Here is a 13,329-nt window from a genome sequence, read left to right on the forward strand (position 1 = left end):
GACACCCATGCTGATCGATACGCATTGCCATCTGGACTTTCCCGATTTCGAGGCTGAGCGCGACGATATCGTCGCCCGCGCCCATGCTTCGGGCGTCAGCCAGATGGTGACGATCTCGACCCGGGTGCGTCGTCTGCCCGAGCTTCTGAAAATCGCGGAAAAATATCCGTCGGTCTTCTGCTCGGTCGGCACGCATCCCAACAGCGCAGCCGAGGAACTGGATATCTCGGCTGACGATCTGGTGCGGCTGGCCGAGAGCCACGACAAGATCGTGGCGATCGGCGAGGCGGGACTGGATTATTTCTACGACACGCAGAAGCCGGAAGACCAGAAGACCGGCCTCATTCGCCATATCGAGGCGGCAAGACGGACGAAGCTGCCGCTCGTCATTCACAGCCGCAGTGCCGATGACGACATGGCTGCTATTTTGCGCGCGGAAAGCGACAAGGGAGCATTCCCCTTCATTCTGCACTGCTTCTCCGCTGGTCCTGAGCTGGCGAAGACCGGTGTCGAGCTTGGCGGTTATGTTTCCTTCTCCGGCATTCTCACCTTCCCGAAATCGCAGGATATCCGCGATATCGCCGCCACCGTTGCGCCTGACCGGCTGCTGGTGGAAACCGATGCGCCCTATCTTGCGCCGAAGCGCTGGCGGGGAAAACGCAACGAGCCGTCCTATGTGGTCAATACGGCCGAGGTTCTGGCCGAGGTTCATGGCGTTTCCTATGAACGCATGGCGGAAATCACCACCGAAAACGCCTTCCGCTGCTTCTCCAAGATAACAAGGGTGTAGGCGTGGCAACTTACCGTCGCCGCTTCACGGTTCTCGGATGCGCGTCGTCTCCCGGCGTTCCGCGCATCAACGGCGACTGGGGCGCCTGCGATCCTGAAAACCCCAGGAACCGGCGCACGCGTACGGCCTTCATGGTGGAGCAGATCGGCCCGGATGGCGGCAGGACGACTGTCGTCATCGACACCGGTCCGGATTTTCGCGAGCAGATGATCGCGGCGAAGGTCGAGGCGGTCGATGCCGTGCTTTACACGCATGCACATGCCGATCACCTGCATGGCATCGATGATCTGCGCATCTATTTCGCCATTCAGCAGGGCCGTATTCCGATCTATGCCGATCGCATTACCATGGCGCGCATAAAGGACGGCTTTGCCTATTGCCTTGAAACACCGCCGGGCAGCAGCTATCCGCCCATCGTCGAGCCGAGGATCATCGCGGACATGGATACGCCGGTGGTGATAAACGGGGCAGGCGGGCCGATAGAATTCAAGGTCCATATGCAGCAGCATGGCGACGTGCATTCGCTCGGTTTTCGCATCGGCGATGTCGCTTATTGCACCGATGTCAGCGATTTTCCGGCTGAAAGCCTGCCCAAACTGGCCGGCCTTGATATCCTCGTCATCGACGCGCTGCAGCACCGTTACCACCCCAGCCATCTGTCGTTGGAACAGGCGCTCGGCTGGATCGAGAGATTTTCCCCCAAAAGGGCGATCTTGACCCATATGCACATTCCGCTCGATTATGAGACGGTGATGCGTGAAACGCCTGATAATGTTGAACCGGCTTATGACCAGATGCGTTTCGAGGTCGAGATCGAAGCACCCTGAGCACGTCCCCCCAAAGCGGTTTCCGGTCCTGGGACAATGATGTGCTCTGAAACAATGAAGAGGAAGGGCGTCGCGCCTTGACGCCGCCCGAAAAGGAACAGCATGTCGACCAAGCCTTTCCGTGCACCCAGTATGGCGAGCTTCTTCGACAATCTGCGCGCCAGCAGGCTGCGGGCCATGTTCCGGCGCGGCGAACTGGGGCTGGTGGTCCTCGCCGTCTTCATCGGCATTGCGGCGGGGCTTCTGGTGGCGCTGATCGGCGCCTTGAGCACGGCGCTGCATGTGCTGGTCTTCGGTGTCGAGCGGCTGAGCAGCAGTGACCTGTCCGGATGGACCGTGCTGGCCGGGCCTATCATCGGCGGCATCGTGCTCGGCCTGATCATCTTCATTCTTTCAAAGACCCGCAAGAAGCCCATGGTCGACCCCATCGAGGCCAATGCCTTGCATGGCGGCCGCCTGTCCTTGACCGACAGTATCATCGTCTGCGTGCAGAACATCGTCTCCAACGGTTTTGGCGCCTCCGTCGGGCTCGAGGCCGGTTATACGCAGATTGCCAGCGGCGTCGCCTCGAAGATCGGCATCAAGCTGAAGCTGCGGCGAGGGGACATGCGCATCCTTGTCGGCTGCGGCGCGGCGGGAGCGATTGCGGCCGCCTTTAATGCGCCTCTGACCGGAGCGTTCTACGCCATCGAACTCATCATCGGCACCTACACCGTCGTCACGCTTGCGCCGCTCATCGTCTCGGCGCTGGTCGCCACCACTGTCATCGGTGTTATTGGCGGTCACGGCATATCGATCGATATTATCGATGCCAGCCGCGTGACACCGGCGGATTATGTGCCGGCGATCTTTCTTGGCATCGTGTGCGCGGCGATCGGTATCGTGCTCATGCAGACGGTGTCCTTCATAGAGGAGACGGCGCGCAAAAGCGCCATTCCCGGCTGGCTGCGCCCTGCCATTGGCGGCGTGGCGGTGGGCGGTCTCGCGCTGATTTCGCCGCAGGTGCTGTCAAGCGGCCATGGGGCGCTGCATCTCAATATCGATGCGGAGCTGACGATATACGGGCTGGCCGGACTGTTTCTGCTGAAGGCGGCGGCCAGCGCCATCTCCATCGGTTCGAATTTCCGTGGTGGCCTGTTTTTCGCCTCGCTGTTCATGGGCTCGCTGCTTGGCAAGATTTTCGCGCTCTGCGCACCCTATATCGGCTATGGGTCGACATCGCCGATCGTTTATGCCGTGATCGGCATGAGCGCCTTTGCCGCCGCCATTATCGGCGGTCCGCTGACGATGACATTTCTGGCGCTGGAACTGACCGGCGACTTCCAGATCACCGCGCTGGTGCTGGCAGCCGTCATCACCACCTCACTCGTGGTGCGTACCACCTTCGGTTATTCTTTCGCGACCTGGCGTTTTCATCTCCGGGGCGAGAGCATTCGCAGCGCCCATGATATTGGCTGGATCCGCGATCTCACCGTCGGTAGGATGATGCGCGCCGATATCCGCAAGGCCAATGTCAGCATGGGGCTTGCGGCCTTCAAGGAGAAATTCCCACTCGGTTCGACGCAACGGGTGATCATGACCCATGATGACGGACGTTATGCCGGTATCGTCCTCGTGCCGGAAATCTACGCCGATCCGATGGATCGCGACCCGAGCAAGATCAGCCTCGAAACCTACCTGCAATACAAGAACGACGTGCTGCTGCCGACCATGAATGCCCGTCAGGCGGCCGCCGCCTTCGACGCCACGGAAAGCGAAGCGTTGGTCGTCGTCAATGACAAGATCGAGAACCGCCCGGTTGGCCTGCTCACCGAAAGCCATACGCTCAGGCGCTACAGCGAAGAGCTCGAACTGAGACGCCGGGAGGCTTCCGGTGAGTTATAAACAAGATTAGAAAAGTATCTTTATTGATTGATATTTATATAAAATTCTAAATCATCGATACGATCTTGTGATCGAAGAGGCTGACATGGTGCAATTGATGGTCGGTCGCTTTCCGTCGGCAACGGCCGGAACATAAGCTTACGCGCAGCCCGGCGCCGCTTGTCTAATCGTACAAAACCATGTCGCCCAAGGCCGTGCTGTCCTCGTCTGGAAGCAGCGATCCGTAAGCGGCCGCAGCGGTCACCGTTGCATCGATTGCCGGTCTGTTATCGGGGAGCGTCCTTGCGGCAAAAACAGCAAGGACAAGCAGCGTCAGTCTGAAGGCGATGGCGCGGAGAAGGGCTTCGGAGGCGTCCATAGATCGTCGTTCCGGGTCAATAAAACTATGGCAACAATGATCGCCATCCGTGACTCCGCACAATGCGGAAGATACAAGGGAGCCCTTAGGATAATCCGAAGGGTCCCGACTGGAGGGGGCGAATGCGCTTCGACTTGACCGATCTCCGTCTGTTCCTTCACGTGGTCGAGGCGGAAAGTATTACGCAGGGAGCAGACCGCACGGGGATGGCCTTGCCCTCCGCCAGCGCGCGTATCCGCGGCATGGAGGAGATGAGCGGCGTATCGCTTCTCGACCGCGGTGCCCGTGGCGTCAGGGTGACGCCGGCGGGGGAGGCCCTGGCCCACCATGCCCGTATCGTTCTCGGGCAGATGGAACAGATGAGGGGCGATCTCCAGCTTTATGCGCGGGGCCTGCGAGGGCAGGTCCGGATATTCTCGGGGCGGGCGGCAATGGCGCATCTTCCCGGCGCTCTCCGGCAATATCTCGTGGATCACCCGACAATCGACATAGACCTCGAGGAGCGCCAGAGCCCCGATGTGGTTGCGGCCGTCGCCGCCGGGCAAGCGGATATCGGCATTGCGGCAGACACGACCGACACGGGAACGCTGGAAACACGGCCTTTCGAGATCGACAGGCTGGTTGTGATCACACCTGCCAGCCATGCACTCGCGGCCCGGAAGATCGTGACTTTCGCGGAGCTTCTCGACGAACCTTTTGTCGGTCTGCCTGCGGAAAGCGCGCTTCAGGGGCATCTGGCAATCCATGCGGCGCGTGAAGGCCGGCCGTTCAAACTGCGTATCCGTCTGGATAGTTTCGAGGATATCTGCGCCATGGTCAGCAGCGGCGTCGGGCTTGCCATCGTGCCGGAGGTTTATGCCCGCCGATATCAGGCCGATTTGTCCTTCAAGACCGTCGCGATCTCCGACGTCTGGGCACGCCGTCATCTTCTTATCTGCGCGCGAAGTTTCGCCGGGCTTCCCGTGCATACTCGCGCAGTTGTGGATTATCTGACGATGGCGAAAGGTCAGGGCTGAGGCCAGCTGACATCCGATCACATCAGTCTCAACAGCCTGTTTCACAAGAGAGAGCCTTGACGGCTTCGCATGTCATGTGCTTAACGTTATTTTATAACGTAACATATACACAAAGCTTTGTTGCGCAGAAATCAGACTACCCGTGCAGGCGGTTGACAGTAACCGGCGGCAGTGTAGGGTCGCTCCGTCATGGTTCTTCCGCCGCCCGGCGGAAGCTAAGAGGGAATCCGGTTAAATTCCGGAGCTGTCCCGCAACTGTAAGCGGTGAGCCTATCGCCCACGATGTCACTGGCAGCGATGCCGGGAAGACAGGTGAGACGGCCTCGACCCGCAAGCCAGGAGACCTGCCTGACATCATGTAATTCCGTGGTCGGGGGGTGCCATGGGAATGATGGCTGTTTCCGGTCTTCTGCCGGAGACCCGTCATTTTCGACGCCGCCTCGTGAATGAGGCAATGTGACAGACAATACCCATCTCACCCATCGCGAGCCTTCCGCGCCGGACGCGGTGCTGCTTGTCGCCAAGTCGGCCTTTGCCGCCGCGCCTCATCAGGACATGCAGCGGCTGGCAATGCAGGCCGAAGGGCTTTGCGGCGCTCAGACCGTTCGCATCGCCTTCACGGAGCAGGGAACACCGTCACTCCATGAAGCGCTGTTCGAGCTGATCGATGAGGATGTCGGCCATGTCCTGATCGTTCCGCTGATGCTGCCGCTGGAGCCCAGTTTTCACAACTGGATGACCAAGACATTGAAACGATGGCGGGCAGGCGACGTCAGGCCGTGGCCGTCCCTTTCCATAACAGCAAGTCCCACATCGAGCAGCCTGATGGCGCGCCTGCTCGAAGATCTGGCCGAAACGGCGCAGGCGCTTGACCTTTCAGGGCCCGTTCGCCCGACCGGCGAAGGATCGCTGGTCCCGGCGCAGAAGCGTCGTGTGCTCGTCTGCCAGGGGGCGCCATGCAACTCGGCAGGTGCGGATGTGATCTGGGGTCATCTGCGCAACCAGCAAGAACGGCAGAAACTTCGGGTAACGGGAGAGGGGACCATGACCGCCAAGTCAACCTGTCTTGGCCCCTGCAACCTTGCGCCTGTCCTGCAGGTCTTTCCCGAGGGCACCTATTATGGCGGCGTCACGGAAGAGGCGGTCGACCGCATCATTGCCGAACATCTGCTGGGTGGCAGCATCGTTGACGATTTCGCCTACCACCCGACCGGCCGCAAACAGCGGCTTCGTAATCTGTCCGAATAGCATGAGAGGAAATAGAATGTCGGCAAAGAGCTTTTCACGTCTGGCCGCGGCCGGGCTTGCGGCCCTGATCACGGGTGTGGGCGCCAGCGCTCTCGCCACCGAGCCATTGCGTGTCGGCGCCACCTACATCACGAGCGGTCTCGACCCGGCAAAGGGATCGAACGGCTGGGCGCTCGTCAGCCATGGCGTGGGTGAAAACCTCTTCACCGTCGATCGGGAAGGGCGGCTTGTGCCCGGTCTTGCCGAAAAAGCGGAACGCACCGGCGATCTCAGCTGGACAGTGACGCTGAAACCGGGCCACGCCTTTTCCGATGGTTCGCCTGTAACGGCGGCTGCGCTTGCCGCCGGTTTCGACCATACGTTTGCAACCAACAAGGCGGCGCTGGCAACGGGTGGAAAGCTGGGTTTCAAGGCGGCCGACGACCTGACACTGATGATTACCACGGAAAAGCCGGTGGCTTTTCTTCAGGCGCTTTTCGCGGAATGGCCGCTAATCGCCTACAAGCCCGCCACCGACGGGAAGGCGCTGTTCACCGGGCCGTATCAGATTGCGGATTTCAAGGCGGATATATCACTGACGCTCTCGCCGAACACCCATTTTGCCGATGCGGATACTCGTTCTCCGGTTGATTTCCGCAGGTTCGGCGATGCGCAGAGCATGACGCTGGCGCTGGAAGCCGGCGAGCTGGATCTTGCTTTCGGTCTGCCATCCGAAGTCGTAAGCCGTCTGAAAACCAATCCGGATCTGACGATCAAGTCTTTCCCTGTCGGTTATCAATATCTCGCTTTCCTGAACACAACGAGGCCGGTTACCGCCGATATCAAGGTACGCCAGGCGCTCGATCTCGGCTTCGATCGCAGGGAACTCGCCGCTGCGATCAATGGCGGTGAACCCGCGACCGGCGCTTATGCCGCCTATTTCCCCTTTGCCGGGAAGGAGCAGCGACAGACTGATCTTGCGAAGGCCGAAGCGCTTCTCGACGAAGCCGGCTGGACGAAAAACGGGGCAGGGAAGCGTGAGAAGGACGGCACGCCGCTTCGCCTTCTCGCCATTACCTATCCGCAGCGCCCGGACCTCGTCACCATGCTGCCGGTGGTGAAGGCGCAGCTTGCCAGACTAGGCATCGAACTCGATACGAAGGTCGTGGAAAATATTCAGGACGTGGCTGCCGCCGGCGAATTCGACATCGCCCTCTGGGCGCAGCATACCGCACCGAACGGAGATCCGGCCTTTTTCCTCAATTCGATGCTGCGCAGCGGCGCCTCGCTCAATTATGCGAAATACGCCTCGCCTGAATTCGATGCCATTCTCGATCGTTTCGCGACGGCGGGCGATGCCGGCGAACGGGCCACGATCGCGCTTGATGCGCAGGCAAAGCTGTTTGCCGACGTTCCCGCATCCTTCCTGGTTTCGCCGGTCTGGTATGTCGGCCTTTCGAAGCGGCTGCAGAACTACGAGCCGTGGGGTTCCGACTATTATGTCCTGCGCGGCGATATAGGCGAAGCGCGGTAAGGTCAGATGCAATTGCTCCGGTTCGGCATATATTCCGTGTTGGGAATGGTTGTGCTCTCATTCGCATCCTTCACGCTCATCGCATGGATGCCCGCCGATCCGGTGCAGATTGCCATTCGGGTGTGGAACCTGACGGCCACGAGCGAAACCGTTGCGGCGCTGCGGGAAGGGTGGGGCCTCGATCGCCCGCTCATCCTGCGCTATCTGCACTGGCTCGCGGATTTCGTGTCCGGTGACTGGGGCCGATCCTTCCGCACCGGCGAATCCGTCTTTGCGGAGTTTATCGACCGTCTGCCTCTCTCGCTCGTGCTCGGCCTCTCCGGCCTTCTGGTTGCCATCGCCGTTGCCGTACCGCTCGGTTTCAGCGCTGCGGCGCGGCCGGGCGGTATTGCCGATCGTGCCAGCCGCGCATTTTCGGTCTTCGTGCAGGCTGTGCCCGGTTTCTGGCTGGGGCTTGTCCTGCTCTGGGTTCTCGGCGTCCAGCTACGCTGGATTCGACCCTTCGGAACCGACATCACAGCAATCATATTGCCCGTCCTTCTCATCGCCTCCCATTCGGCTGCCGTCTTTGCACGTATCTACCGCCGTGACATGCTCGAAACCACGCGACAGCCGTATTTTCGCACAGCTCTCGCCAAGGGACTTTCGCATCGGCAGGCACTCTGGCGCCACGCGCATCGCGGTGCGTTTTATGCCCTGCTTTCGGCGGTGCGCTCGGAGGCGGGGTGGGTTATCGGCTCGACGGCCACCATGGAAATCCTCTTCAATCTTCCCGGCATCAGCCAGTTCCTTGTGCAAAGCATCGCGGTACGAGACCAGATGGTGCTGCAGGCCTATGTGATGGTCATCGCGCTGTGGCTGCTCTTCATGAACCTGATCGTGCAGCTGTTTCAGCGCCTTCTGGATCCACGGCTCGTCTGATGCTCCGGTATTTCGCGCTCGCCGTCCTGGCCCTTTTTCTGCTCCTCAGCGCCCTTTGGCAGCCCTATGATCCTGACGCCGTGGATATCCTAGCCCGCCATTCCGGTGTGACGGCGCAGCATCTGCTGGGAACCGATCATCTCGGCCGCGATCTTCTTTCGCGCCTCATGGCGGGCGGATGGCGCACCGCGCTTGTGGTTCTGTCGGTCGGCACCATCGCCTTTACCGGTGGCACCTTGCTCGGCGCCGGCGCCGCGGTGCTGGGCGGCTGGCAGGAGAGGGTGGTGTTGCGCTGTTGCGAATTCTTCATCACCGTTCCGACGCTCATCATCGCCCTGACGGCGGCGGCTATTTTTGGCCTGACGCCGATAACGGCCGGGCTGGCGCTTGGTCTTGCCGGCATTGGCCCGACGGCTCTGCTTGCCCATTCCCTCAGCCGGCGCGTGCTTGGGCAACCCTTTGTCCATGCCGCACAGGCGCTGGGCGTTCCGCCCTTGCGGATGGTCCTGCGCCATCTTCTGCCGAATATCCTGCCGCTGATGATAACCCATGCCGGAAATCAGGCAGGTTTTGCCGTCACCGCCTATGCCTCGCTGGCCTTTATCGGGCTTGGCGCGGACCCTTCCAAACCGGACTGGGGCTCGATGTTGTTTGAATATCGCGTTTTCATCTTCGATCATCCAAGCCTGATGATCTGGCCCGGCATCGCAATCGCCATCACGGTTGCGACGCTCAACACCGTATTCGACGCTTCCGACTGATCATTTCGCTGAGCTTGAACATGGAACACACAAGGAACGACACGATGGATGGCGGTAATTTCGATCTCAAGGAAGAAATCCGCGACTACTGGTCGAAAAGATCGGAGACCTTCGATCTCGCCTTCGGACACAGGATCGCCGCCGGTCCGGAGGCTGATGCGTGGCAGAAACCGATCCGGCAGCTGATCGGCCCGGAACCGAAACGTGTTCTTGAACTGGCCTGTGGCACCGGCGAGGTGACGCGCCTGATCCACGATCTCGGCCACGATGTTACGGCACTCGACTTTTCAGAGGCGATGCTGGCTGTGGCGCGCGCCAAACACGCCGGCAAACCGCGGCTGCGCTTCATCATGGCGGATGCCGAAAACACCATGGAACCCGACGCATCCTATGACGCGATCATCTGCCGGCATCTGGTCTGGACTTTGACGCAGCCCGAACAGACGTTCCGCGAATGGTTCAGGCTTCTCCGTCCCGGCGGCCGGCTTCTGTTTTTCGACGGCGACTGGGCGACGCCGAAACCGACCGGACGTCTTGCGGGCCTGCTTATTTCGCTCATCGATCATGTGGTGGGTGAAGACAGGAATTATGACGGCGCTCTGGGCAACCGCCATGCGGCCATCATGAAGGCGCTTCCATTCGGCCAGGGGCTGCGACCTCAGATGCTGACGCCGCTGCTGACCGCTGCAGGCTTCGCGAAGATAGAACTCCATTCCCATGACCCGATAGCGAAAGCACAGCGGAAAAATGCCAACCTGCGCAACAGGCTGCGTACCTTTGTCTACAGGCGCTTCATTCTGACATGCCAGCGCCCTTGACGCGGTTGCTTCATCATCGCACTTTTCGGGGAGATATGGATACTGGCAGCCCGCAAATAGCCGTCACAAGCATCAAAAAGTTCCATAATCTATCTTATGCGATCTTTGCTGTAGCGGCTATGTCATCAAGACCGTGATACCTTCGCCGCCTGTTCATATCTCCCGAAAGGACGCCCTCAATGAAGTGCCTGCGCATCTACGCCTCGCCGGACGGTGAATCTCATTTCGATGAGATTGATTTGCCGACCACCAAGCGGTCAGTGCATCCGGAAGCGGTTCCCTTTGATGTGAGTGCCAGCTATGCAGCCTCTGGCGTGCGCATCGCTTACATCCCGGCTGGGATGCGAGAAGTGTCGTGGCATAAGGTGCCAGAGCCAGTTCTAACTGTTAGACTCAACGGCTCGGTCGAGTACGAGACAAGCGACGGCGAAATACGACATGTTTCGGCCGGCAGCTTTGTGTTAGTCGCCGACACACATGGCAAAGGCCATCTGTCGCGCCATTCTCCGGAGGCGCAAACGGTAATCTGGATATCATTGCCCAACGGTCTTGAACTACCTCCCACGCAAGGGCTCCAATTAGCGTAACGTCGAAGGGCAGTGCGGCCGTCTTTGGGTGAGGAAGCCAAGGCCGACATTCCCACCCTGCCCTTGCAACCCCGACCGTCCGGGCAGTTCGGCAGCCGGACCCTTGTGCCTGTCATCGAGAGAGTGTCGCGTTTCCATCTTGCCGGAAACGTCGCATCTTTAACTCGCCAGAACATTGCCTGTGGGTTTTACCGGGCGTTGACTATGCACACCATCGTGCGATCCGACGCTCTTGCCTTTCGGATCGAAAGCCCGTTCGACAGCAATCCTGAGTGCGGCGCCAAACCTCTCATATAAGTTTGAAATTCACTTGTAACTCATTGTATTTCATAACAAAGTTACCGGAACGCACTGCTACGACACCGGCAAGGACGGCTCTTCTCAAATCCAGATTACAATACCGGCATTGGTTTTCCGTTGAATGGCCATGAGCCGCATCCCGCCAGAGACAACGCGACAGCCGCGAACACCACCAGAACAATAATTCTGGGAAGATTTCCGTTCATTTTACGTTCCAATGCATGGTTGACACCTCAACTGAACCGCCCCAAGTCTCCCTGCGGCTATCTGCTTTATATATGGCAAACAGTTTTACGGCCATCGATGTTACTTCCTGCCTTGTCCGAACTCTGGCCAGAATTGGAGCTTCTGGCCGACAGGACCAAGTTGCATAAAAGCCGCAACAGCTTCTGTTTCTGTCTGGAGCTATATCGAAAGGCTCCCTCTCGACGCGATCATTTGTTACTGATGTCCTCGAAGAGCGTTGGCATATCGAGGTAGACTTTGCCTAAGTAAATACCGGTCTCAATCCAGTTTCACCCGTATCGCCTGACGGCATCATGCTGTCGGCGTATGATCATGTTCATCGGGTGGTGGCAAGAGACCGGTTTGGCATCGTCAAAATGTGCCCTGTGCAGCGCCGCTGCTCCAGCTCTTCAGTCACCCAGAACATCGCCACACCGTTCCCGTCAGGGATTTCTCCTGCACCATCTTGGTGGACTTCCAAATGGAAGACCAAGACGATATGTGCGACACATTTCGGGTCCGTTGGACCATCATTCCTCAAATAGCCCCCCAGCCCTGGATTGCCTGCAGCGGATGCGGCGGTCTGAGAGCCTTTCAATCCAGCGGCAAGATCCGGCTGAATGCCAATGGCCGCAGGCTTGATGCCTGGCTCATCTATAAATGCCTTGCCTGCGAGAAGACCTGGAACCGGCCGATATTCGAACGGCAGACGGTGCGCGATATAAGCCCCGCGGTTCTGGACGCCCTGCAGTCCAACGACCCGCAATGGATACGGGCGGAAATGTTCAATATCGATGCCCTCAGGCGCAAATCGCAACGCATCGATGAGTTTGCCGCGTTTGAGATTGAAAAATCGATCATGGGCGACCCTCCCGACAGGACATGGCACGAATGGGAAAAAGCCGAGATAGAGCTGATCGTCCCGTTGATGACCAGCATACGCCTTGACCGCCTGCTGGCATCGGAACTGGGACTTTCCCGTTCCCGGCTGCAATTGCTTCACGACAACGGCATGTTGCAAACGGAATCCGACCGTCCCGACATCCTCCGGCGGCGCGTCAGGAACGGCAGCCGGATCATTATCGATGTCTGCGTCGGATTTGATTCCGAGCGCTTATGGCGGCCTGCCATGGCGGCTGACATTCTCTGAAGCCATCGCGAGGGCCAGCAGCTTCTGGCCCTCGCCCCTCCATTTGAAGAACTGTTACGATCCTGCGCCATAAACCGGCAGTCGTGTCTTTTCCAAAGTTCCGGTGTATCGGAAAGAAAATGGGGCTTCGCAATTACCTGATCGAAAGCGTTTCCCGCACCGGCGAGACTTCAGTTGCCATATAGCTGCAGCGGCGCGGTTACCATCGACGCCACGGCACCCCTCGCCCGCGTCGTCGATGATATTGTTTCCGGAAGCGGATTGCGCGGCTGAGAGCCGGGCGACCCTAGCGGCGTGCTTCCGTTGCCATGCGTATGGCGAGCCCGGCCAGCACCGTGCCCATCAGCCATCGTTGCACCACCAGCCAGGTCGGGCGGCTGGCAAGGAAAATCGCGATGGATCCGGCAGCGATGGCGATCACCGAATTGACACTGACACTGATGGCGATCTGGGTACAGCCAAGGATAAGGGATTGGCTCAGGACGCTGCCATGGTCAGGGCTGATGAACTGCGGCAGCAGGGACAGATACATGACGGCGATCTTGGGATTGAGCAGGTTGGTCAGAAAACCCATCATGAACAGCTTGCTCGGACCGTCCTTGGGCAGGTTGCGCACCTGAAACGGCGATCTTCCGCCCGGTCGCACGGCCTGCCATGCCAGATAGAGCAGATAAAGAGCGCCGGCGAGCCGCAGTGCGTCATAGGCATAGGGAACGGCCATGACGATCGCGGTGATCCCGAAGGCTGCACACATCATGTAAAAAACAAACCCGAGGGCGACGCCACCCAGGGAAATCAGGCCTGCGGTCGGCCCCTGGCAAATGGATCTTGAAATCAGATAGACCATGTTCGGCCCGGGCGTGAGCACCATGCCGAGCGCGATCAAGGCAAAAGCAAACAGGCTGGCTGTCTCCGGCATGTTACAAGTCCC

13 protein-coding genes and 1 riboswitch are annotated in these 13,329 nt (G+C 59.4%); of the genes, 11 read left to right on the top strand and 2 right to left on the bottom strand.

Features of this window, described 5'->3' with window-relative positions:
• Window positions 1-7: 7 nt before the first annotated feature.
• The 3 genes from JZX88_RS06545 (at window position 8) to JZX88_RS06555 (ending at window position 3,501) form a co-directional block, all read left to right on the top strand.
• Window positions 8-790 carry a TatD family hydrolase gene (locus JZX88_RS06545; protein WP_206913029.1) on the top strand — a complete coding sequence of 261 codons (783 nt, stop codon included), beginning with the start codon at window positions 8-10 and terminating at the stop codon, window positions 788-790.
• 2 nt (window positions 791-792) lie between these two features.
• On the top strand, window positions 793-1,617 hold the full coding sequence (locus JZX88_RS06550) for an MBL fold metallo-hydrolase (protein ID WP_206913030.1): 825 nt from the start codon (window positions 793-795) through the stop codon (window positions 1,615-1,617).
• A 102-nt stretch (window positions 1,618-1,719) separates the two neighbouring features.
• Complete coding sequence (locus JZX88_RS06555; protein ID WP_077767618.1) at window positions 1,720-3,501, top strand: chloride channel protein; 1,782 nt, start codon at window positions 1,720-1,722, stop codon at window positions 3,499-3,501.
• A 163-nt stretch (window positions 3,502-3,664) separates the two neighbouring features.
• Here the strand turns inward: JZX88_RS06555 and JZX88_RS06560 are convergent, their stop codons facing one another.
• Complete coding sequence (locus JZX88_RS06560; RefSeq protein WP_206913031.1) at window positions 3,665-3,859, bottom strand: hypothetical protein; 195 nt, start codon at window positions 3,857-3,859, stop codon at window positions 3,665-3,667.
• 122 nt (window positions 3,860-3,981) lie between these two features.
• Here JZX88_RS06560 and JZX88_RS06565 point away from each other — a divergent pair, with 122 nt between their 5' ends.
• From JZX88_RS06565 to JZX88_RS06600, 8 genes are all read left to right on the top strand, one after another.
• Window positions 3,982-4,875 (top strand): LysR family transcriptional regulator, encoded by an 894-nt coding sequence (locus JZX88_RS06565; RefSeq protein WP_206913032.1) that lies wholly within the window; start codon window positions 3,982-3,984, stop codon window positions 4,873-4,875.
• Window positions 4,876-5,048: 173 nt separating this feature from the next.
• A riboswitch (cobalamin riboswitch) is annotated at window positions 5,049-5,242 on the top strand.
• An 89-nt stretch (window positions 5,243-5,331) separates the two neighbouring features.
• Complete coding sequence (locus tag JZX88_RS06570; RefSeq protein ID WP_371741102.1) at window positions 5,332-6,123, top strand: NAD(P)H-dependent oxidoreductase subunit E; 792 nt, start codon at window positions 5,332-5,334, stop codon at window positions 6,121-6,123.
• 16 nt (window positions 6,124-6,139) lie between these two features.
• Window positions 6,140-7,636 (top strand): ABC transporter substrate-binding protein, encoded by a 1,497-nt coding sequence (locus JZX88_RS06575; protein ID WP_206913034.1) that lies wholly within the window; start codon window positions 6,140-6,142, stop codon window positions 7,634-7,636.
• Window positions 7,637-7,642: 6 nt separating this feature from the next.
• Complete coding sequence (locus JZX88_RS06580; RefSeq protein ID WP_256436285.1) at window positions 7,643-8,557, top strand: ABC transporter permease; 915 nt, start codon at window positions 7,643-7,645, stop codon at window positions 8,555-8,557.
• Window positions 8,557-9,318, top strand: a complete 762-nt coding sequence (locus tag JZX88_RS06585; RefSeq protein WP_206913036.1) for an ABC transporter permease — start codon at window positions 8,557-8,559, stop codon at window positions 9,316-9,318. The genes JZX88_RS06580 and JZX88_RS06585 overlap by 1 nt, the downstream gene beginning before the upstream one ends.
• A gap of 44 nt (window positions 9,319-9,362) precedes the next feature.
• Window positions 9,363-10,136, top strand: coding sequence for a class I SAM-dependent methyltransferase (locus JZX88_RS06590; RefSeq protein ID WP_206913157.1), 774 nt, complete (start codon window positions 9,363-9,365; stop codon window positions 10,134-10,136).
• Window positions 10,137-10,315: 179 nt separating this feature from the next.
• Window positions 10,316-10,723, top strand: a complete 408-nt coding sequence (locus JZX88_RS06595; protein WP_110759740.1) for a hypothetical protein — start codon at window positions 10,316-10,318, stop codon at window positions 10,721-10,723.
• A gap of 1,024 nt (window positions 10,724-11,747) precedes the next feature.
• Window positions 11,748-12,398, top strand: a complete 651-nt coding sequence (locus JZX88_RS06600) for a DUF1062 domain-containing protein (RefSeq protein ID WP_206913158.1) — start codon at window positions 11,748-11,750, stop codon at window positions 12,396-12,398.
• A gap of 286 nt (window positions 12,399-12,684) precedes the next feature.
• On the opposite strand, the gene JZX88_RS06605 is transcribed toward JZX88_RS06600, so the two are convergent.
• Window positions 12,685-13,317 (bottom strand): LysE family translocator, encoded by a 633-nt coding sequence (locus tag JZX88_RS06605; RefSeq protein WP_206913037.1) that lies wholly within the window; start codon window positions 13,315-13,317, stop codon window positions 12,685-12,687.
• Window positions 13,318-13,329 lie beyond the last annotated feature (12 nt).

It is taken from the genome of Agrobacterium sp. OT33, from assembly GCF_017313365.1.
Lineage (GTDB): Bacteria > Pseudomonadota > Alphaproteobacteria > Rhizobiales > Rhizobiaceae > Agrobacterium > Agrobacterium rhizogenes_A.

What these genes read in the sequence shown, in the direction of transcription:
- JZX88_RS06545 (WP_206913029.1), top strand. Translation starts at nt 8, where the DNA reads ATGCTGATCGATACGCATTGCCATCTGGACTTTCCCGATTTCGAGGCT.
- JZX88_RS06555 (WP_077767618.1), top strand. Translation starts at nt 1,720, where the DNA reads ATGTCGACCAAGCCTTTCCGTGCACCCAGTATGGCGAGCTTCTTCGAC.
- JZX88_RS06560 (WP_206913031.1), bottom strand. Translation starts at nt 3,859, where the DNA reads ATGGACGCCTCCGAAGCCCTTCTCCGCGCCATCGCCTTCAGACTGACG.
- JZX88_RS06565 (WP_206913032.1), top strand. Translation starts at nt 3,982, where the DNA reads ATGCGCTTCGACTTGACCGATCTCCGTCTGTTCCTTCACGTGGTCGAG.
- JZX88_RS06575 (WP_206913034.1), top strand. Translation starts at nt 6,140, where the DNA reads ATGTCGGCAAAGAGCTTTTCACGTCTGGCCGCGGCCGGGCTTGCGGCC.
- JZX88_RS06580 (WP_256436285.1), top strand. Translation starts at nt 7,643, where the DNA reads ATGCAATTGCTCCGGTTCGGCATATATTCCGTGTTGGGAATGGTTGTG.
- JZX88_RS06585 (WP_206913036.1), top strand. Translation starts at nt 8,557, where the DNA reads ATGCTCCGGTATTTCGCGCTCGCCGTCCTGGCCCTTTTTCTGCTCCTC.
- JZX88_RS06590 (WP_206913157.1), top strand. Translation starts at nt 9,363, where the DNA reads ATGGATGGCGGTAATTTCGATCTCAAGGAAGAAATCCGCGACTACTGG.
- JZX88_RS06595 (WP_110759740.1), top strand. Translation starts at nt 10,316, where the DNA reads ATGAAGTGCCTGCGCATCTACGCCTCGCCGGACGGTGAATCTCATTTC.
- JZX88_RS06600 (WP_206913158.1), top strand. Translation starts at nt 11,748, where the DNA reads ATGTGCGACACATTTCGGGTCCGTTGGACCATCATTCCTCAAATAGCC.
- JZX88_RS06605 (WP_206913037.1), bottom strand. Translation starts at nt 13,317, where the DNA reads ATGCCGGAGACAGCCAGCCTGTTTGCTTTTGCCTTGATCGCGCTCGGC.